This is a genomic window from Streptomyces sp. 5-10 (assembly GCF_014712245.1).
Taxonomy (GTDB): domain Bacteria; phylum Actinomycetota; class Actinomycetes; order Streptomycetales; family Streptomycetaceae; genus Streptomyces; species Streptomyces violaceusniger.
On record NZ_JACVYG010000084.1, the window covers coordinates 13,592 to 33,036 of the forward strand.

Here is a 19,445-nt window from a genome sequence, read left to right on the forward strand (position 1 = left end):
TCGCGGGTGCCGGACCTGCCCGTCGCTGTATCCCTGGCACTCATCGGTCCCGAGTGCCAGCCTCGACATTATGACGCGGTTAGCACTCAGTCAACTAGAGTGCCAAGCGACGCGGTGACGGCCTTCGAATGCGGCACTCCGGGGGCGTGCCGCGGAGAGCCCTCGTACGCAGTCCTGGTACGCAGCGCTCATACGTAGTCCTCCAGCCGCCCGATCGTGAAGCCCTGGGCCTGGATCGCCCGCACCAGCCCCGTGATCATGTCGGTCATCGACTGGCCCTCGAGCTGCTCCGGCCCCCGGAAGTGCGCGAGCACGATGTCCCCCGGCAGCAGGTGATCGCCGGAGCGGTAGGCCAGACCGTGGGTCTCCATCTCGGCGCGCCACAGCACCACCGTCCGCACCCCGCAGAAGGCCGCCGCTCGCAGGGTCGTCTCGTCGTACTCCCCGAAAGGGGGACGGAAGAGCTTCGGCTGTTGACCGAAGCGGCGCCACAGGTTGTCGCGCTGGCCGCAGATCTCCCGTACCTGGTCGTCGTAGGCCATACCGGCCAGGCTGGGGTGGGTCAGGGTGTGGTTCTCCATGGGGTTGCCGAGGCGGCGCAGCTGGTCGAAGTAGTCGTAGTGGTCCCCGATCACGTCGTCGGTCAGGAAGCCGGTGAACGGCAGCCCCAGCTCGCGGGCCTGCTCCACGAAGCGCGGGTCCTTCTCGATCCCGTCGTCGATCGTCACGAAGACCACCCGTTTGTCGGTCGGCACCCGCCGCACGGTCGGCGGCAGCCCCCACTGCTGCGGGCCCGACCGCCCGAGCGCGGGCTTGACGGCGGGCGGGGCCGGGGGCCGCGCCAGCGGCCGGTCCAGCCCCCAGCGGCGGTAGGCGTCCGGCCCGCCCGCCGGGGCCGAGCGGGGCAGCGCCGAGCCCGTGCCGGGCGGCCCGGCGGCCGGGGCGGGTGCCGAGGCGTCACCGGAGCGCGGCGCGCCCTGGAGGCGGCCGTCCTCGGCCCGTCCGTCGTGCCCCTCGTACTCCACGTCACCCTGGTAGCCCTCGTCCCTCTCGTGCCCCTCGTTCTCCGGCCCGGAGGACGCCGGAGGCCGCTGCTCCGGCTCCCGTCCGGACGGCGGCCGCGACGACGCCGGGGGCGGGTCGTCCAGCCGCGGGGCGAGGGAGGCCGGGGGCATGGGGGCGCCATGGCGGGAGCCGGTGCGCGGCTCGGGGGCGGCGGCGAGGGATCCGCAGGCCGTGAGCACGGCCGCCGCGCCGACGAGAACCAGACAGCGAGGAAAACCAGTCTTGATCATCATCACATAAGTGATCTTCGGCCCGAGGGTGTGCATATGCGCGCCGAGCGGGGGCGAATGCGCTCGCGGGAGCGGGGAGAATGGGCCATGTGGACGTTGACGCCTTCGATGCACTGCTCGGCGACGAGGGGCAGGCGCTGCTCTCCGCGCTCCGCGACTACGACCCGGCGAAGGAGCTGGCCACCGCGACGCGGCTGCGCCGCGACCATCCCCCGGCGCTGGTCTCGGCGGCCCTGACCCAGGCCGCGCTGCGGCAGCGGGCGGTGGCCAAATTCGGCCCCGAGGACGCGCACCGCATGTACTTCACGCCGAACGGCGTCGAGCAGTCCACCCGCACCTCCGTGGCCGGGTACCGCGCCTCCCTCTTCGCGGAGTTCGGCGTCCGCCGCATGGCCGATCTGTGCTGTGGCATCGGCGGCGACGCGATCGCGCTCGCCCGCGCCGGGATCTCCGTGCTGGCCGTCGATCGCGACCCGCTGACCTGCGCCGTCGCCCGCGCCAACGCCGAGGCGCTCGGCCTGGCGGAGCTCATCGAGGTCCGCTGCGCCGATGTCACCGACGTCGGCACCCGGGACTTCGACGCGGTCTTCGTCGACCCGGCCCGGCGCGGTGGCCGGGGCCGCGTCTTCGACCCCGAGGCCTACTCCCCGCCCCTCTCCTGGGCCATCGAGGCCGCCCGCACCACTCCGCGCGCCGCACTCAAGATCGCCCCCGGCGTGCCGCACGAGGCGGTCCCCGAGGACGCGGAGGCCGAGTGGATCTCGGACCACGGCCATGTGAAGGAGGCCGTCCTGTGGTTCGGCACCGCCCGCCCCGGGCTGCGCCGCGCCACGCTGCTGCCGAGCGGCCACTCCCTGATCGGCACCCCGCTCCTGCCCGACCCCGAGCCCGGCCCGGTCGGCCGCTGGCTCTACGAGCCGGACGGCGCCGTCATCCGCGCTCATCTCGTGGCCGATGTGGCGGCCCGCGTCGGCGGCCACCTGATCGACCCGACGATCGCCTACATCACGACGGACGAGCTGCGCCCGACGCCGTTCGCCACCGCGTACGAGATCACGGATGTGCTGCCGTTCAACCTGAAGAGGCTCAAGGCGCTGCTGCGGGAGCGGGAGGTCGGCATCGCGACCATCAAGAAGCGCGGTTCGGCGGTCGAGCCGGAGCAGCTCCGCAAGAAGCTGCGGCTCGAGGGCGGGAACGCGTGCACGATCGTGCTGACGCGGTCGGCGGGCTCCCCCACGATGCTGCTGGGCCACCCGGCCCAGGCCCTGCCCGGCGGACCGTGACGCCTGCGGCGGGCCACGCGGCTCCGCCGCGTGGATCGATACGCGGCTTCGCCGCGTGGTCCGCCGGACGCCCCGTAACACGCCCTCGACACCCGGGACCATCGCGCTGCCCCGCGCCCACGTCCGGGCCCTCAAGGAGCCGTCCCGGGGCGGTCGGTTCCACCGTTACGCGGATTCCGGCGAGGCATTTCCGCCGACCTTTGCCGCGGCCGGCTAAGCCTCGTTCCCCGCCTTGCCCGCGAGCTCGAACCAGACGCCCTTGGCGTACATGCCCACCGCGTCCCCCTCCGCCGTCCCCCACGCGTCGGCCAGGGCCGCCACCAGCCCGAGGCCGCGGCCATGGAGGCGGTCCTCCTCGGGGAGGCAGGCGGCGGTGGGGAGCTCGGCGGAGGCGTCGTAGACCAGGACGCGGAAGCGGGGAGGCTCGATCACCACGCGCAGCATCACGGAGTCGCCCTCGGCGTGCAGAAAGGCGTTGGTGGTCAGCTCCGAGGTGCACAGCGTCGCCGTGTCGACCAGCTCCTCCTGCCCCACGGAGTTCAGGACGCAGGCGACGAAGTCCCGGCAGACCTTGGCGGAGGTCGCGTGCCGGCTGCTCTGCAGGGTGTAGACGTACGGATCCCTGGAGGGAACGGGCGGGCGGCGTGGGGGACGGTCGTCGGACTCGTGATCGGAATCCATGGGGCAACTCCCTGTGAGGGGGCCGACAGCGCGCGTACCGTTACGGCGATCAACGCGCTGTAGCGGCAACGACACCTACGGTAGAGGGCTGCACCTAACTAGTGCCACCAGATCGTCGAAATTAGTGAGTAGATAGACCCATTCGTGGCCACGCGCCACACTGGGTGACGACCCACGAGGAAGGCAGGCATGGCTTCGAGGACCACCATCACGGCACGTCAGCGCCGACTTGGCACGGAGCTTCGGAGGATGCGCGAGCACGCGGGTCTCACCATCCAGGAAGCGGCCGACCGGCTGGGCACGAACCGCTCGCATGTCACCAATATGGAGCTGGCCCGGTTCGGCGTCAGCGAAGAGCGCGTACGCACACTCGCCGCCAACTACGCCTGCCCGGACCAGGCGTACGTCGAGGCGCTGGTCGCGATGGCGACCGAGCGCAAGCGCGGGTGGTGGGAGGAGTACCGGGGGACGCTCGGCGCCGCCGGTCTCGACCTGGCGGAACTGGAGTACTTCGCCACGAGCCTGCGCGTCGTCGAGCTGATGCACATCCCAGGACTCCTGCAGACCGAGGACTACGCTCGGTCGGTGCTGAGCACGGCCGTCCCCGGCTGGTCGCCGACGGAACTCCGTCGAAGACTCTCGCACCGCATGAAGCGCCGGGACATCCTGGATCGGGACCAGCCGCCATCCTGCACATTCATCATCCACGAGACCGCGCTCCGCGTACGGTTCGGCGATCAGCGCGTGCTGCGCGCGCAGCTCGACAGCCTGCTGGAGTCCTCGGAGCGCCCGAACGTCTCCGTTCGGGTCGTGCCGATCGCGGCCGGAGGATTCCACGTCGCGGGTATCTCCGTCACCTACGCCACGGGTCCGGTGCCGCAGTTGGATACCGTTCAGCTCGATGTCGCGCAGGACGCGGCGTTCCTCGACGGGGAGTCCCAGCTTCTGAACTACCGGGCGGTCATGGACCGGACCGAAGAGCTGGCTTTGTCCGAGAAGGAGTCACGTGACTTCATCCGCGAGACCGTTCAACAGATGTGAGGGCGAAGGAATGTCCGAGATCAACTGGCGCAAGTCGTCCTACTCCGGCGCGGGGGACGGGAACTCCTGCATAGAACTCGCCTTCATAGGCACCACCGTCGCCCTCCGCGAGAGCGACGACCCCCGTACGGTCCTCACCACGAGCCCCGCGAGGCTGGGAGCCCTGCTCCAGTCGATCAAGACGGGCACGCTCGATCACCTCGCGGCGGCGCCGGAGACGACAAGGACGGCGTAACGGACCTACGTCCAGAGGACCAGGTGAGGCCCCCACCTTGAGCGGAGGCCGGGGCCGGGGATCCGGCGTTACGGTCGGCAGTATGGAACCAGCCCGTATCGCCCTTGACCTCGACGCCTATCTGACGCGTATCGGCTGGACGGGCGACCGGCGCCCCGCCCCCACCGTGGAGACGCTGCGGGCGGTGCATCGGGCGCATCTCACGTCCATACCGTTCGAGAACCTCGACCCCCTCCTCGGCTCGGCCCCCTCCCTCGCCGTCCCCGACCTGGAGGCCAAGCTGGTCCGCGGCCGGCGCGGCGGTTACTGCTACGAGCACAACACGCTGCTCACCGCCGCCCTCACCGCCCTCGGCTTCCGCGTCACCGGCCTCACCGCCCGCGTCCGGGTCGGCGCGGCCCCCGGGACGATCCGCCCGCGCACGCACATGCTGCTGCTGGTCGGGATCCCGGGCGAGGAGCGGCGTTACGTGGCCGATGTGGGCTTCGGCAGCATCGGCGGCCTCCTGGAGGCCGTGCCGCTCGTCGCCGACACCGAGTTCCACGACGGCACCCGCCGCCACCGCTACGTCCGCGAGCCGCACCCGGAGGGGCTGGAGGACCTGTGGGTCTTCCAGGCGTTCCTCGACGGCTCCTGGCAGGACCAGTACGCCTTCACCCGCGAGCCGTTCGACGCGTCCGACTACGGGGTCATCAACTGGCACGTCGCCACCAACCCGCGCTCGCCCTTCCAGCACACCCTCCACGTCCAGCGGACCGGCCTCGACCGCCATCTCCTCCTGTCCGGGCGGACTCTCGTCGAGACGCACTCCGACGGCAGCCGTAAGGAGCGCGAACTCGCCGACAACGACGAGGTGCTGCGCGTTCTCGCCGCCGAGTTCGGCATCGAGCTGCCCCCGGACACGGCCCTGCCGGACTGACGGCACAGGAGTTACCCCGGGCGGCTCTCCACACCGGCCCCGGTCATGGCACGATCATCCCGCTAATGGGCCGATGGGAGGGTGGCAGGGACGGATGGAACATGAGTAAAGACAAACTGTCCGTATCGGACCAGGATCTGTCGGATCTCATCAAAGACCTTGAGGGAATGCTCAGTTACCTCGAGGAACAGATCGAGCGTCTCGGCCATCTGAGGCAGTCGGTGGACCCCGACGATCACAAGGGCCCGGCCGCGGCCGCCTACAAGAAGCTGGAGCGCGACGCCTATACGGACGCCGTGCGGGTCAGGCAGCTGCTGACCCGCATCGAGGAGGTGGCCAAGGAGCGCGGGGAGAGCCCGGGTGAGCGGTACGAGGAGCTGCGGACCCGCTTTCAGTCGCTGCAGAAGCCGTCGTCGGAGAAGCCGTCGTCGGAGAAGCCGTCCGCGTAGCCCGCGCCAGGACCGTATGCGTCCGGGCCGTGTCCGTCAGGACCGTGTGCGTCCGGGCCGTATGGGTCCGGACCGCCGGTGTCGGGGCGGAGGGGACGGAGTTCGCGGCTGACCAGGCGGTAGTAGTCGATCGCCTTGGCCATGCCGAGCGCCCCGGCGGCCGCGAAGACCAGGCCGATACCGGCGACGGTGCCGACGCTCTCCGTGCCGACGTCCGAGAAGACGGCGAACCCGCCCAGCGCCAGCCCCAGGCAGGCCAGCACGATGGACGGGCCCAGCCACAGGAGCGCGCCGCCGGAGACCCGCCAGTGCGGCAGCGTCTGGGGATCGCGCTCCAGCTCGGCCCAGTCGCGCAGGCACGCGCCCACGAAGACGTCGCGCCGGATGCCGGAGGCCACCCCGAGGCTGGAGGGGACCGTGGCGCCCAGGGCGAGACCCAGGAAGATCACGCCCAGCACGTGCTCGATGATCTCGCCCTTCACCAGGAACTGGAACCCCGAGACCGCGAGGCTCCACCCCAGCGCGAAGACGAGCGCGGACAGCCACAGCAGCAGCGCCCGGTGCGGCGCCAGGTACCACCGCGCCAGCGCCCCCATCGCCCGCGCGCGCTCATCGAGCAACCCGGCGCGGTCCTTCCACGGCCGCTCGTCCGGGGCGGGCGGCGGTGGCGGAAGCTCGTTGGGCGGCGTCATGGCGTCCTTCCTATGGCACTCATGGCACTCATCGTGCTCACGGCACTCGTAGCACTCACGGCACTCGTGGCACGCACAGCTCTGCGGTGTACGCCGACGCAGTCTCTCAGCTCTTCGGTCGTGGCCCGGTCTTCTTCGGCTTGACCTTCTCACTTGTGTGAGGGTTTCACGATGTCCATCGAGCGAAGCCGAACGCGACGCCGAACCGCCGCACAGATGAGCAGTACAGATGAGCAGCACAAATGAGGTGAGCCCTGATGGACAACCAGCTCTTCGACTACAGCCCCATCGTCGAACGCACCCCGATCCACTGGCCCGACGGCGCCCGAGTGGCCTTCTACGTCGGGCTGAACGTCGAGCACTACGCGATCGACCGCCCCTCCACCAGCATCTTCCCCGACACCAGGGCGCTGGCGCCCGATCCGCTGAACTACGGGTGGCGGGACTACGGCCCCCGGGTCGGGATCTGGCGGCTGATCGAGAGCCTGGACCGGCACCAGGTACGGGCGAGCGTAATGCTCAACTCCGATGTCGCCGAGCACTACCCCCAGATCATCCGGGCCGGGCGGGAGCGGAACTGGGTGTGGGCGGCACACGGCAAGAACAACTCGATCCTCCAGGCGGACATGTCCCCCGAGGAGGAGCGTGCCTACCTCACCGAGGTGATCGGCACCATCGAGAAGGCCACCGGCCGCAGGCCGCGCGGCTGGCTGGGGCCGGCGCTGACCGAGACCTTCCGCACGCCGGAGCTCCTGGCCGAGCTGGGGCTGCGGTACGTACTGGACTGGGCCAACGACGACCAGCCGTACCGGCTGAACGTGCCGGGGATGCTGAGCGTGCCGTATTCGATCGAGGTCAACGACATCCAGCTCTTCGTCGGCAAGAGCCTCAGCGGGCCCGACTTCGTCCGGATCGTCAAGGACCAGCTCGACCAGCTGTACGCGGACTCGGCCACGAGCGGGCGGGTGATGTCGCTGGTGCTGCACCCGTTCGTGATCAACCAGCCCTTCCGGCACAAGTATGTGGACCAGGCCCTTGAGTACGTGGTGAACCACCCCGGGGTGTGGGTGACGACCAGCGACGAGATCGCCGACCACTACTCCGCCGGGGCGGCGTGACCCCGGGGCCAGCTACGGGTGTCCGGCGGACTTGGCGGCGGAGCCGCATAGCGATGCCGCGGGCAGGTGCGAAGCCCCGGTCCGGGGCCCGGGGCAAAACCCCGAACCGAGGTCTGGGGCAGAGCCCCCACGCGACGGAGCCGCAAATCGTCAGATGTCGGGAAGGGGCGGGGAGGGGAGCAGCCCGCCGCAGGCGTCACGATCCGTTGGAGACCACTGGGTTCAACGTCCACCAGGTCCGCTACCGGGCCAGCAGCTCCCGCAGGGCCTTGGCGATGTCGGCGGGGGCCTCCTCGGCCATGAAGTGGCCGTAGCCGACGGTGTGGTGCTCCAGGTCGTCGGCCCAGGCGCGCCACAGCGCCGCCGCGTCATAGCCGAGGGCGGCGCCCCAGTCCTGCTGAATGACGGTGAGCGGCATCGTCAGCCGGCGTCCGCCGTCGCGGTCGGCCCGGTCGTGGTCGACGTCGACACCGGCCGAGGCACGGTAGTCGGCCACGATCGACGGCACTGCGGCGCGGCAGGCGTCCAGATAGGCGGCACGGATCTCGGCGGGGATGGCCCGCGGGTCGCCCGTCCACAGGTCGAGGAAGTGGCCGAAGAAGTCGTCGGGGCAGGCGGCGATCATCCGCTCGGGCAGCCCCGGGGGCTGGGCCATCAGGAAGAGGTGGAAGCCGACGGCGGCGGTGGTGCCGTGCAGCACGTCCCACATGTCGAGGGTCGGCAGCACGTCCAGGCAGGCGAGGTGGGTGATCGTCGCCGGGTGGTCGAGGCCCGCCCGGAAGGCGACCAGGGCGCCGCGGTCGTGCCCGGCCAGCGCGAAGCGGTCATGCCCGAGGGCGCGGGCGAGGGCGACGATGTCGGCGGCCATGGTGCGCTTGGCGTAGGCGGCGGGGTCGGCATTGGCGTCGTCGGCGGCGGCGGGGTCGGTGACGGCGCCGGGGTCGGCAGCGGCGGCGGGACCGGCAGCGGCGGCGGCATTGGCGGACGGTTTGTCGCTGGCGCCGTAGCCGCGCAGGTCGGGGCAGATCACGGTGTGATCGGCCGCGAGGTCGGCGGCCACGTGCCGCCACATGAGGTGGGTCTGCGGGAAGCCGTGCAGCAGCACGAGCGGGCTGCCCGAGCCCGCGACGGCCACGTTCAGGGACACGCCGTCGGCGACGGGGACGCGGCGGTAGTCGAAGCCGGGAATGACAGGGGCCATGGGTGAGCGCGCTTTCTGTGGAGCATCCGGGCGACCGGACATCCGGGCGACCGGACGGCGTAAGTGACTGACCAGCTGGCTGTCAGCCTGCCGGGTGCGGATGAGCATCCGATCAGCGCGCTACCGTGACCGCATGCGGGTCGGTTTCGGGGTGCTGGGGCCGGTCGTGGCCTGGGACGCGGACGCCGACGGGCGCGCGATCGCGCTCAAGGGGCCACGGCACCGCGCGGTGCTGGCCCGGCTGATCGTCGCCCGCCGCCGTGTCGTACCCGTCTCCCGGCTGATCGAGGACCTGTGGACGGAGCCGCCGCCGGGGGCGGTGGGCGCGGTGCGTACGTTCGTGGCCGCGCTGCGCCGCGCGCTGGAGCCGCAGCGCCCGCCGCGCACCCCGGCCCGGCTGCTGGTCACCGAGGGCCCCGGGTACGCGCTGCGGGCCGACCCGGACGCGGTGGACGCCTGGCGCTTCGAACAGGACGTGGCCGACGCGGCGACCCTGCCGCCGGACGGCGCGCTGCCCCGGCTGGAGGAGGCGCTGGGCCGGTGGCGCGGGCCCGCGTACGCGGAGTTCGCCGACGAGGGCTGGGCCCGGGGCGAGCGCTCCCGGCTGGCGGAGCTGCGGCTGCACGCCGTCGAGCGGCAGGCGGAGGCCCGGCTGGCGCTGGGCCGGGCCGCCGAGGCGGTGCCGGACCTGGAGGCGCATCTGGCCGAGCACCCCTGGCGCGAGGGCGCCTGGCGGGCGCTGGCCCTCGCGCTGTACCGCACCGGCCGCCAGGGCGACGCGCTGGCGGTGCTGCGCCGGGCCCGCACGCTGCTGGTCGAGCAGCTGGGCGTGGACCCGGGCCCGGAGCTGCGCCGCCTGGAGACGGACATCCTCGGCCAGGCGCCCCACCTCGACCCCACGGCGGCGCGGGGCGGCGCGGCGGCCCAGGTGTGGGCGGACGCGACCGCCGCGTACGACCGCACCGTGGCCTCCGGCGCCCGGACCCGCCTGGAGTCGACGGTCGGCCTGCTGCGCGACCTCTCGATGACCGGTGGCGGCGGCCTGCTGACGGCCCGCCAACAGCGCGTGGCGGCCGTCGCGGCGGCGGAAGAACTGGGCGACCCGGAACTGACCGCCCGAGTCATCGGCGCCTACGACGTCCCCGCGATCTGGACCCGCCTGGACGACCCCGAACAGGCGGCATCAATCGTCAGGGCAGCCGAACGCACGCTGGCCGCACTCGCGGCCGACTTCCCGGCCGACCCGGGTGCGTCCGACCACGGGCCGCCGGGCCACGAGGCCCCCGGGGACAGGGCGCCCGGGGACGGGGCGCCCGGGGACGGGGCAATCAGCCCCGGCCCGCCCAGCCACGAGGCGCCCAGGGAAGGGCCAACCGGCCCCGGAGCGCCTGGCCGCCGCCTACGCGGCCACGAGGGCTCCGGCCGCGACACTCCCGGCTCATGGCCGGTCGGCCATGACGCGATGCGCGCCCGGTTGCTGGCGACGATCGCCGTGGAGTCGCGGGGTGGGCGGTCCGAGCGGGGGCGGCAAGCGGCTCGGCAGGCGGAGGAGATCGCTCGGCGGCTGGACGATCCGGGGGCGCTGGCGTTCGCGCTGAACGGCGTCTTCATGCAGAGCTTCGAGCGCGCGGGGCTGGCGCCGCGCCGGGACGCGACCGGGGCCGAGCTGATCGCCCTGTCGGCGCGGCACGGGCTGGTCCCCTTCGAGGTGCTCGGCCATCTCATCCGGGTCCAGGCCCGCAGCGCGCTCGGGGACTTCGCGGCGGCCGATCGGCACGCGGCCGCCGCCGAGCGTCTGGGCGAGCGCCATGAGCGGCCGCTGGTAGGGGTGTTCACCGCGTGGTACCGGGCGCTGCGGCTGGCCGCGACGGGGCCTGCGGACGAGGCAGCGGTCGAGGCGGCCTACCGGAACGCCGCCGCGCGGCTGGGCGGCGCCGGGATGCCCGGCCTGGAGCACGGTCTGCTGCCGCTCGCGCTGCTCTGTCTGCGCGTGGAGCGGGGGCGGCCCGCCCCGACCGACGCGGACCTCGACTGGGGGCCGTACGCGCCCTGGGCCCGCCCGCTGGTGCTGCTGGCCCAGGCCCGCCGCGCCGAGGCCGCGGCGGCGCTGCGCACGGTCCCGGAACCGCCCCGCGATCTGCTGCTGGAGGCCCTGTGGTGTCTCACCGGGCGCGCGGCCATCGCCGTCGGCGACCGGGAGACGATCGCGCGCGCCCACGCGGCGTTGACCCCGGCGGCGGCCGAGCTCGCCGGGGCGGGCAGCGGTCTGCTCACCCTGGGCCCGGTCTCCCGGCACCTGACCGATCTGGCCGAGGCCCTGCGGTAACGACACGGCCTCGCGCCGTCACCGCTACGGGGTGTCCTGCGACACTTTCCCCTCCCCGCCCCTTCCCGATACCAGGGGCTCCGCCCCTGGACCCCGGCGCCTGGAGGCAGAGCCCCGACCCGGGATCGGGGGCAGAGCCCCCGCCCGGCGTCTGGAGCAGAGCCCCCACCCGGGGCCTGAGGCACAGCCCCCCGACCCGGGGCCTGAGACAGAGCCCCGACCCGGGGCCTGAGGCACAGCCCCCCACGCGGCGTCTGAGACAGAGCCCCCACCCGGGGTCGGGGGCAGAGCCCCCGCCCGGCGTCTGGCAGAGCTCCCANCCGGGGTCGGGGGCAGAGCCCCCGCCCGGCGTCTGGCAGAGCTCCCACCCGGGGCCTGGGCGCACAGCCCCCACCCGGGGCCTGAGGAAGAGCCCCCGCCCGGCGTCTGAGACAGAGCCCCCACCCGGGGCCTAAGGCACAGCCCCCACCCGGGGCCTGGGCGCAGAGCCCCCACGCGGCGTCTGAGACAGAGCCCCCACGCGGCGTCTGAGACAGAGCCCCCACGCGGCGGAGCCGCAAATGGTCAGGGGTCGGGAAGGGGCGGGGAGGGGAAGAGTCCGCCGCAGGCGTCACGATCTGCCGGGCACCCCTAGGCCCCGTCCGCTACCGTCTCGAAGCGCCAGCGGTGGACCGCACGCCGTACCAAGTCCTGCCCCGGCTCGGGGAGTTCTGGCAGGCCCTCGGTGTCGTAGGTGCCCTCCCACCAGGTGATGACGAGGACGCGGTCCTCGGGTGCGCGGAAGGTTTCGCGGCGGAGCGGGGGCGGGTCGAGGGGCTGGTGGGTGGCCCAGGTCAGGAGTTCCTCGCCCTTTCCGGCCACGGCTCGGGCTTCCCACATCAACGCGACGGTCATGCGTACAGGTTCTTCCGGCTCAGCTCGTGCACATGGTCGTGGGTGTGCCCGGCGGGCGCCGGGACGTGGGGGTCCGTCACCGGGAGGGACGAGTCGGCCGACAGGTCCCACGCCGAGGCCGCCCGCCCCCGCGCCACCATCTCCGCGCCGAGCGCCGCCACCATCGCCCCGTTGTCCGTGCACAGCTTCGGCCGCGGCACCCGCAGGGTGATCCCCGCGTCCTCGCAGCGGCGTTCGGCCATCGCCCGCAGCCGGGAGTTGGCGGCGACGCCGCCGCCGATCATCAGGTGCTCCACGCCCTCGTCCTTGCAGGCGCGGACGGCCTTGCGGGTCAGCACGTCCACGACCGCCTCCTGGAAGGAGGCCGAGACGTCGGCGATCGGGACCTCCTCGCCCGCCGCCCGCTTCGCCTCGATCCAGCGCGCGACGGCGGTCTTCAGCCCCGAGAAGGAGAAGTCGTACGCGGCGTCCCGCGGACCGGTCAGCCCGCGCGGGAAGGCGATCGCGTCCGGGTCGCCCTCGCGGGCGATGCGGTCGATGACGGGGCCGCCCGGGAAGCCCAGGTTCAGCACCCGGGCGATCTTGTCGAACGCCTCGCCCGCCGCGTCGTCGATGGTCGAGCCCAGCGGGCGGACGTCGGCGGTGATGTCGGGCGCGAGGAGCAGCGAGGAGTGGCCGCCGCTCACCAGCAGCGCCATCGTCGGCTCGGGCAGCGGACCGTGCTCCAGCTGGTCGACGCAGATGTGGGAGGCGAGGTGGTTGACGCCGTAGAGCGGCTTGCCGAGGGCGTAGGCGTACGCCTTGGCGGCCGAGACGCCGACCAGCAGCGCGCCCGCGAGCCCGGGGCCCGCGGTGACGGCGATGCCGTCGAGGTCGGAGGCGGCGACCCCGGCCTCCTTCAGCGCCCGCTGGATCGTGGGGACCATCGCCTCCAGATGGGCGCGGCTGGCGACCTCGGGGACGACGCCGCCGAAGCGGGCGTGCTCGTCCACGCTGGAGGCGACGGCGTCGGCGAGGAGGGTGTGGCCGCGGACGATGCCGACTCCGGTCTCGTCGCAGGAGGTCTCGATGCCGAGGACGAGGGGTTCGTCAGCCATGGGTCTCGGTTCCTTGTACTGAGGTCGCGGGGTTCGCGGGGTTGGCTGTGTGCGCGGGATTCGCTGTGTGCGCGGGATTCGCTGTGGTCGTGGCGGACGCGGTGTTCGCCGTGGGCTCGCCGGGCTCGCCGTTCGCCGGCGCGCCGGTGGTCGCCGTCGCCGGGTCGGCCAGCCGCATGACCAGGGCGTCCACATTGCCGGGCTGGTAGTAGCCCTTGCGTATGCCGATGGGCTCGAAGCCGAAGCGCTCGTACAGCCGCTGGGCGCGGGCGTTGTCCACCCGCACCTCCAGCAGCACCTCACGGCACTCGAAGGCGGTGGCGGCCGTCAGGAGGTCGGTGAGGAGGCGGGCGCCGAGGCCGGTGCCCCAGTGGTCGCGGGCGGCGGCGATGGTCTGGACGTCGCCGGTGCGGTCGACGACGGCGAGCCCGGCGTACCCGACCAGCCGGGGCCCGTCCTCCGCCACCACGTAGTGGCGGGTGGCGTCCCGGCCCCGGGCGTGCGCGAGCTCGGACCAGAACATCCCCCGCGACCAGGCGTCCTCGGGGAACAGCTCCTCCTCGAGCTCCATCACCCGCTCCAGGTCCCACCAGCGCATCTCGCGCAGCGTCACGCTCGTGCCGGTGCCGGTCACTTCGGGGTGACCACCTTGTAGTTGGCGGGCACCTTGGCGTCGGGGCGGCGCAGATACAGCGGCCGGGGCGGCGGCAGCTCCTCGCCGCGCGCCAGCATCTCGGCGGCGAGCGAGGCGAGCGCCCCCGCCGACTGGTGCTCCGGCATCCCGGGCGGTACGTCGGCGAAGGCCGCCGGGTAGAGCAGCGCACCCGCGCCGACCGCGGGCAGCCCGGCCACCCGCTCGGCGAGGTCGGCGGGGTGGTCGACGGCGGGCTCGGTGACGCGGGTGCGGGCGTCGTCGTAACGCGCCCAGTAGACCTCCTTGCGCCGCGCGTCCGTGGCCACGACGAAGGGGCCTTCCAGACCGGCCCGCCCGGCGGCGTACGCGATCCCGTCCAGCGTGCACAGCCCGTGGACGGGGACGCCGAGGACCGACCCGAAGGTGGCCGCGGTCACCAGGCCCACGCGCAGTCCGGTGTACGGGCCGGGGCCCGCGCCGACGACGATCTCCGTCACCGCGCCCAGTTCGGTGCCCGCCGCTTTCAGCGTCCGGTGGACGGCGGGCAGCAACAGCTCGCCGTGGCGCCGGGCGTCCACGTCGGCGGACTCGGCGATCACTGCGGAGCCGTCGTGCAGGGCGACGGTCACGGCGGGGGTGGCGGTATCAAGAGCGAGCAACAGCACGAGAACAGCCTACGGCGCGCCGGGAGGTCGTTCTTTCGTACCGGCGTCGGTACCGCGTTGGTAGCGGCCTCGCCACCGACTTCCGTACCGGCCTCGCCACCGGCTTTCGTACCGGCCTCGCCACCGGCTTTCGTACCGACGGTGGAACAGCTCGGTCACCGGACGGCCGGAGCGCGGCCGGGCGGCGGGCGCCGGTGCTACCGTCACCGTAAGTGTGTACGGGCCGTCAGCACATACTGACCGCAGGAGAGGGAAGCCGCCGTGCCAAGGAGCAGTACCGGGCCAGCTGTGGCCGTACTCACCGCCGCCGCGCTGGGCGTCGTCGGGTTCCTCGGCTACCAGGCCGCCGCGACCGCGCCCGACCATCCGACCCAGGCCCGACCCGGCTCGCACTCCGCCGAGTCCAAGAAGAAGGACAAGGGCGACGCGGGGGCGAAGAAGAAGTCCACCGCCCTCCCGGCCCGCTCCGGCACCGGCGTACGGGTCGTCTACGCCCTGGGCGACAAGCGGGTCTGGCTGGTCGGCGCCGACGGCAAGGCCGACCGCACCTTCGAGGTGGGCCCCAGCCCGGCCAGCCCCGCCCCGGGGACCTATTCCGTGACCTCACGCAACAAGGGCGGGGTCGGATCGGACGGAGTCCAGGTCGAGCACGTCGTCGTCTTCCACTCGGAAGGGGGAGTCGTGTTCGGTTTCAGCGCGGCGGTGGACGGGTCGATGCCGGACCCGAACGCGCGCAAGCGGACCGGGGCCGTCCGGGAGAGCCGGGCGGACGGCACGGCGATGTGGGAGTTCGCGCAGCTGGACACGAAGGTGGTCGTCGTCCCCTAGCGGACCTGGCTGACGTAGCTGGACGACGTAGCCGGATGGCGTAGCCGGACGACGTAACTGGCTGACGTGGCCGGACGGCGTAGCTGTGCGCCGTTACGCCGCGTCCCGCTCCTCGTCCTCCGCCTCGGGCTCGACGGACGCCGGGGCCTCCTCCTCGGACGCCAGGGTCTCGCCCTCGGACGCCAGGGTCCCCTCCTCGGCCGGTCGCGGGGGCGTCGAGACCGCGCTCGCCGCCGCACACGCCGCCAGGAGCTCCGACATCGACGGTGACCGGTCGTCGCGCGCGGCGCCGGTCCCGGCCACAGGGTCGTGGGCCGACATGGGTGCCTCCTGAGGGTCCTGGGGCAGTCGAGCGGAGTTAGGTAGACCTAACCCACGCTTTCTCCCACCATGTGACCACGGGTGATGCCCGGAATGCAACAGCATGCCGACGGCTTGTCGGAAACTACGCGGCATCTGCACGCGAGCTCTACCAGCGGCTTGACCGTTTGACCGGGTGGCGCCGGTTGACCGGGGGCGCCGTTTGACCGGGGGGCACCGTTTGATCTAGTGGCGCCGGCACTACCCCGCGAGCGACGCCAGGTCCTCCCCCGCCCAGCGATGACCCACGCCCGTCACCACCACGTCCCGTACGTCGTCCACGTCGGCGGCCATCGTGTCCGTGACGGCCATGTCGCTGCCCACCGTCCGCTGGATCACCACATGCAGCCGGTCCTCCGCCAGCCCCTCGACCTTGCCCTCGCCCCACTCCACGGCCACCACCGAATCCGGCAGGGAGACATCGAGGTCCAGGTCCTCCATCTCGTCGAGGCCGCCGTTCAGCCGGTAGGCGTCGACATGGACCAGCGGCGGGCCGTCGCCCAGCGAGGGGTGCACCCGGGCGATCACGAAGGTGGGCGAGGTGACGGCGCCGCGGACGCCGAGGCCCTCGCCGAGGCCCCGCGTCAGCGTCGTCTTGCCCGCGCCGAGTTCACCGGTGAGGAGCACCAGATCGCCGGGGCGCAGCAGCTTGGCGAGTCTGCGGCCCAGGTCCCGCATCTGGTCGGGAGAGGTGACGGTGATGCGCGTGCCTACGTCCATACTCGCCGATGGTACGGGCCCCAAAAGCCCGCCGCGGACCAGCGTGCGGCCACCCCGAACGCCCCGGCCGGGCCGCCGGAACGGCCGGGCAGGGAGACCGCTCCTCAGCCCGTCACACCTCGGTCGGACCGCCGGAACGGCCGGACAGGGAGACCGCTCCGCAAGGGAACCGCTCCTCAGCCCGTCACGCCCCGCCCCGCCCGGTCGCCGACCCCGTCCACCGCCCGCGACAGCAACTCCGTCAGGTGGCCGTTGACCACCTCCGGGTGCTCGAGGATCACCAGGTGCCCGGCCTCCTCGAGGATCACCAGCTCCGCGCCCGGAAGCAGCTCCGCGATCGCCTCGCTGTGCTCCATCGGGGTGATGAGGTCCTTGTCACCCGCGAGGACCAGCACCGGCAGCCCGTCGAAGTGCGGCAGCGCCGCCGCCTTGTCGTGGGCGATGAACGCCGGGTAGAACTCCGCGACCACATCGATCGGCGTGGCCTCGATCAGCCGCTCGGCGAACCGCGCGACCCCCGGGTCCACGTCCTTCGAGCCGAACGAATAGCGCTTGATCAGCCCCGCGAACAAGTCCGCGGTCGCCCGCCGCCCCCGCTCGACCAGGTCGGCCTGCCAGCCCAGCGCCTTCAGCAGCCCGGGCAGCACCCGCCGCACCGCGTTCACCCCGACCACCGGGAGGCCGAAGCTGACCTCGCCCAACCGGCCCGCCGAGGTGCCGATGAAGGCCGCGCCGATCACGCGCTCGCGGATCAGGTCGGGGTACTGCGCGGCCAGCGCCATCATCGTCATGCCGCCCATGGAGTGGCCGACGAGCACCAGCGGCCCCTCGGGCGCCGTCGCGTCGATCACCGCCTTCAGATCGCGGCCGAGCTGGTCGATGCTGATCGCCTCGCCGTCCGCCTGGGCGCAGCCGCGCGCCGAGCGGCCGTGGCAGCGCTGGTCCCAGTAGACGGTGCGGACCACCTCGCGCAGCGCGGAGCGCTGGAAGTGCCAGGAGTCCTGGGCGAGGCAGTAGCCATGGCTGAAGATCATGGTGACGGGGGTGGGGGCGCGGCGCCCGAACCGCCGCTTGCGCCGGGGCGAGGGCGCGGCGGCGTTCTCCCGCACCTCCTCGACCTCGTAGTAGATCTCGGTGCCGTCGTCGGCGACCGCCGTGCCCGGGGTGCCGCGCAGTGTGCCGTACGGGCCCTCGGCGTCCAGGGCGAGCCGCGCCTTGCGCCGTACGCCGCGGCCGACCGTCAGCCGCTCGAGCGCGACGCCCGCGGCCGCTCCCGCCGCGAGCACACCGATCGCGGCGCCCGCGAATCCGGCGCCCCGGCGCCAGCTCACGGCTGTGGCCCCCGCCGCGACTCGTGTCGCCATCTCTGCCGTGCTGACGGCCGTGCTCTCGTCGCCCATGGTCAGTTCCCTGTGCCCCCGTCCTCACCTACATAAACGCGGGGAATACGGGCCGAGATCCTGGTCACGATCTCGTAGGCGATCGAGCCCACGGCGCGCGCCCAGTCCTCGACGGTCGGCTCGCCCCGGTCCCCCGGACCGAACAGCACCGCCTCGTCGCCCGGGGCGGCGGTGTCGCCGCCCAGATCCACGACGAACTGGTCCATGGCGACCGTGCCCGCGATGGTCCGCCACTTGCCCGCGACCAGCACCGGGCCGGTGCCCGAGGCATGGCGCGGGATGCCGTCCCCGTAGCCGACGGGCACCAGCGCGAGGGTCGTCTCGCCGGGGGTCACATAGCGATGCCCGTAGGAGACGCCGTGGCCGCCCGGCACCCGCTTGACCGAGGCGAGCGCGGCGGAGAGCGTCATCACCGGGCGCAGCCCGAAGTCGGCGGCCGTGCCGAGTTCCGGGCTCGGGCAGATGCCGTAGGTGGAGACGCCGGTCCGGACGAGGTCGAAGTGCGACTCGGGCACGGTCAGGGTGGCCGCGGAGTTGGCGATGTGGCGCACCTCCGGCCGCAGCCCCGCCTGTTCGGCGTGCGCCACCATGTCGCGGAAGACCGACAGCTGGGCGGCGATGGACGGATGGCCCGGTTCGTCCGCGCAGGCGAAGTGGGACCACAGCCCCGTCACCCGAATGGCCCCTTCCGCCTCGGCGGCGCGGGCCTCGGCGACCAGGGCGGGCCAGTCGTCGGGCTGGCAGCCGTTGCGGCCCAGCCCGGTGTCCGCCTTCAGGTGCAACCGCGCGGTATGGCCGCACGCGCGGGCCGCGGCGACGGCCTCGCGCAGCGCCCACAGCCCGCTGGCCGAGACGTCGATGTCCGCCTCGATGGCCTGCCGCCAGGGGCCGCCGGGCGTCCACAGCCAGCACATCAACCGGCCCGTGTCCCCCGCCGCCCGCAGCGCGAACGCCTCCTCCGGCGTGGCCGCGCCCAGCCAGTCCGCGCCCGCCTCGCGGGCGGCGCGGGCGCAGGGGACCATGCCGTGGCCATAGGCGTCCGACTTGACCACGGTCATCAGCTCGGCCGTGGGTGCCGCGGCGCGCAGCGCCCTCACATTGGCCCGTAGGGCGGCCAGGTCGACCACGGCACGGGCACGCATCGGTGTCTCGTCCATCTCCGTCAGTCTCTCAGGCCCGTCCCCCGACCGGAGTGTGTGCTTCTCCGCACGGAGTGCCTCGCTTCCACGCGAGGAGTGCCCTCGGTTCGGGAGACTATGGGCATGAGGATTGCCTACAGCGTCGAGACCGTACGGGCCGCCGAGCGCGAACTGATGGCGCGGCTGCCCGAAGGAGCGCTCATGCAGCGCGCGGCGGCGGGACTCGCGGCCGCGTGCGCCGATCTGCTGGGCCGGGTGTACGGCTCCCGGGTGGCCCTGCTCGTCGGCAGCGGCGACAACGGCGGCGACGCGCTCTACGCGGGCGCCCGCCTGGCCCGCCGCGGCGCGGGCGTCACGGCGGTACTGCTCAACCCCGACCGGGCCCACCCGGGCGGACTCGCCGCCTTGCGGGCGGCGGGCGGACGGGTGGCCGCCGTCGGCGGCGGGGCGGCGACGGGCGGCGGCGGG

Annotated in this window: 21 protein-coding genes; 9 read left to right on the plus strand and 12 right to left on the minus strand. The window is 73.2% G+C overall.

Translation table 11 applies throughout. The features are described from left to right. Positions 1 to 188: 188 nt before the first annotated feature. Positions 189 to 1,298, minus strand: coding sequence for a polysaccharide deacetylase family protein (locus tag IEJ02_RS45310; RefSeq protein WP_223865498.1), 1,110 nt, complete (start codon positions 1,296 to 1,298; stop codon positions 189 to 191). Positions 1,299 to 1,375: 77 nt separating this feature from the next. Here IEJ02_RS45310 and IEJ02_RS45315 point away from each other — a divergent pair, with 77 nt between their 5' ends. Continuing rightward, positions 1,376 to 2,578 carry a THUMP-like domain-containing protein gene (locus tag IEJ02_RS45315; protein WP_191070131.1) on the plus strand — a complete coding sequence of 401 codons (1,203 nt, stop codon included), beginning with the start codon at positions 1,376 to 1,378 and terminating at the stop codon, positions 2,576 to 2,578. 213 nt (positions 2,579 to 2,791) lie between these two features. Here the strand turns inward: IEJ02_RS45315 and IEJ02_RS45320 are convergent, their stop codons facing one another. Beyond that, positions 2,792 to 3,259, minus strand: coding sequence for an ATP-binding protein (locus IEJ02_RS45320; RefSeq protein ID WP_137979094.1), 468 nt, complete (start codon positions 3,257 to 3,259; stop codon positions 2,792 to 2,794). A 189-nt stretch (positions 3,260 to 3,448) separates the two neighbouring features. On the opposite strand from IEJ02_RS45320, the gene IEJ02_RS45325 reads away from it, so the two are divergent. The 4 genes from IEJ02_RS45325 (at position 3,449) to IEJ02_RS45340 (ending at position 5,903) form a co-directional block, all read left to right on the plus strand. Then, a complete protein-coding gene (locus IEJ02_RS45325; RefSeq protein WP_137979093.1) occupies positions 3,449 to 4,300 on the plus strand; it encodes a Scr1 family TA system antitoxin-like transcriptional regulator in 852 nt (283 codons plus the stop codon). Between the two features lie 10 nt (positions 4,301 to 4,310). Continuing rightward, a complete protein-coding gene (locus tag IEJ02_RS45330; protein ID WP_191070132.1) occupies positions 4,311 to 4,535 on the plus strand; it encodes a DUF397 domain-containing protein in 225 nt (74 codons plus the stop codon). Between the two features lie 97 nt (positions 4,536 to 4,632). Next, a complete protein-coding gene (locus IEJ02_RS45335) occupies positions 4,633 to 5,454 on the plus strand; it encodes an arylamine N-acetyltransferase family protein (protein WP_191070145.1) in 822 nt (273 codons plus the stop codon). Between the two features lie 101 nt (positions 5,455 to 5,555). Further along, a complete protein-coding gene (locus IEJ02_RS45340) occupies positions 5,556 to 5,903 on the plus strand; it encodes a hypothetical protein (RefSeq protein ID WP_191070133.1) in 348 nt (115 codons plus the stop codon). Here the strand turns inward: IEJ02_RS45340 and IEJ02_RS45345 are convergent. Beyond that, entirely contained in the window at positions 5,846 to 6,595 is a 750-nt protein-coding gene (locus IEJ02_RS45345) for a hypothetical protein (protein WP_191070134.1), read from the minus strand. The genes IEJ02_RS45340 and IEJ02_RS45345 overlap by 58 nt on opposite strands. Before the next feature lie 257 nt (positions 6,596 to 6,852). Here IEJ02_RS45345 and IEJ02_RS45350 point away from each other — a divergent pair, with 257 nt between their 5' ends. Beyond that, positions 6,853 to 7,713, plus strand: a complete 861-nt coding sequence (locus IEJ02_RS45350; protein ID WP_191070135.1) for a polysaccharide deacetylase family protein — start codon at positions 6,853 to 6,855, stop codon at positions 7,711 to 7,713. 241 nt (positions 7,714 to 7,954) lie between these two features. On the opposite strand, the gene IEJ02_RS45355 is transcribed toward IEJ02_RS45350, so the two are convergent. Continuing rightward, entirely contained in the window at positions 7,955 to 8,914 is a 960-nt protein-coding gene (locus IEJ02_RS45355) for an alpha/beta fold hydrolase (RefSeq protein ID WP_191070136.1), read from the minus strand. A 133-nt stretch (positions 8,915 to 9,047) separates the two neighbouring features. Between IEJ02_RS45355 and IEJ02_RS45360 the strand changes: the two genes are divergently transcribed. Continuing rightward, entirely contained in the window at positions 9,048 to 11,240 is a 2,193-nt protein-coding gene (locus tag IEJ02_RS45360; RefSeq protein WP_191070137.1) for an AfsR/SARP family transcriptional regulator, read from the plus strand. A gap of 630 nt (positions 11,241 to 11,870) precedes the next feature. Here IEJ02_RS45360 and IEJ02_RS45365 read toward each other — a convergent pair. The 4 genes from IEJ02_RS45365 to tsaB are packed head-to-tail and all read right to left on the minus strand — an operon-like array spanning position 11,871 to position 14,530. Further along, positions 11,871 to 12,134 carry a hypothetical protein gene (locus IEJ02_RS45365; protein WP_191070138.1) on the minus strand — a complete coding sequence of 88 codons (264 nt, stop codon included), beginning with the start codon at positions 12,132 to 12,134 and terminating at the stop codon, positions 11,871 to 11,873. Then, a complete protein-coding gene (gene tsaD / locus IEJ02_RS45370) occupies positions 12,131 to 13,231 on the minus strand; it encodes a tRNA (adenosine(37)-N6)-threonylcarbamoyltransferase complex transferase subunit TsaD (RefSeq protein WP_191070139.1) in 1,101 nt (366 codons plus the stop codon). Before tsaD ends, IEJ02_RS45365 begins: the two co-directional genes overlap by 4 nt. Further along, a complete protein-coding gene (gene rimI / locus IEJ02_RS45375) occupies positions 13,224 to 13,829 on the minus strand; it encodes a ribosomal protein S18-alanine N-acetyltransferase (protein WP_191070146.1) in 606 nt (201 codons plus the stop codon). The genes tsaD and rimI overlap by 8 nt, the downstream gene beginning before the upstream one ends. A gap of 32 nt (positions 13,830 to 13,861) precedes the next feature. Continuing rightward, positions 13,862 to 14,530, minus strand: coding sequence for a tRNA (adenosine(37)-N6)-threonylcarbamoyltransferase complex dimerization subunit type 1 TsaB (tsaB, locus tag IEJ02_RS45380; RefSeq protein ID WP_191070140.1), 669 nt, complete (start codon positions 14,528 to 14,530; stop codon positions 13,862 to 13,864). A gap of 288 nt (positions 14,531 to 14,818) precedes the next feature. On the opposite strand from tsaB, the gene IEJ02_RS45385 reads away from it, so the two are divergent. Then, positions 14,819 to 15,358: a hypothetical protein gene (locus IEJ02_RS45385; protein WP_275562700.1), complete on the plus strand. Its 540-nt coding sequence runs from the start codon at positions 14,819 to 14,821 to the stop codon at positions 15,356 to 15,358. A 93-nt stretch (positions 15,359 to 15,451) separates the two neighbouring features. On the opposite strand, the gene IEJ02_RS45390 is transcribed toward IEJ02_RS45385, so the two are convergent. The 4 genes from IEJ02_RS45390 to alr form a co-directional block, all read right to left on the minus strand. After that, positions 15,452 to 15,679 (minus strand): hypothetical protein, encoded by a 228-nt coding sequence (locus IEJ02_RS45390; protein WP_166481621.1) that lies wholly within the window; start codon positions 15,677 to 15,679, stop codon positions 15,452 to 15,454. Positions 15,680 to 15,919: 240 nt separating this feature from the next. Further along, positions 15,920 to 16,438 carry a tRNA (adenosine(37)-N6)-threonylcarbamoyltransferase complex ATPase subunit type 1 TsaE gene (tsaE, locus tag IEJ02_RS45395; protein WP_191070142.1) on the minus strand — a complete coding sequence of 173 codons (519 nt, stop codon included), beginning with the start codon at positions 16,436 to 16,438 and terminating at the stop codon, positions 15,920 to 15,922. Positions 16,439 to 16,614: 176 nt separating this feature from the next. Further along, positions 16,615 to 17,838 (minus strand): alpha/beta fold hydrolase, encoded by a 1,224-nt coding sequence (locus IEJ02_RS45400; RefSeq protein WP_191070143.1) that lies wholly within the window; start codon positions 17,836 to 17,838, stop codon positions 16,615 to 16,617. A 2-nt stretch (positions 17,839 to 17,840) separates the two neighbouring features. Further along, a complete protein-coding gene (alr, locus tag IEJ02_RS45405; protein WP_191070144.1) occupies positions 17,841 to 18,995 on the minus strand; it encodes an alanine racemase in 1,155 nt (384 codons plus the stop codon). Positions 18,996 to 19,100: 105 nt separating this feature from the next. On the opposite strand from alr, the gene IEJ02_RS45410 reads away from it, so the two are divergent. Then, on the plus strand, positions 19,101 to 19,445 hold a 345-nt coding region (locus IEJ02_RS45410; protein ID WP_317986082.1), incomplete at its 3' end, for an NAD(P)H-hydrate epimerase.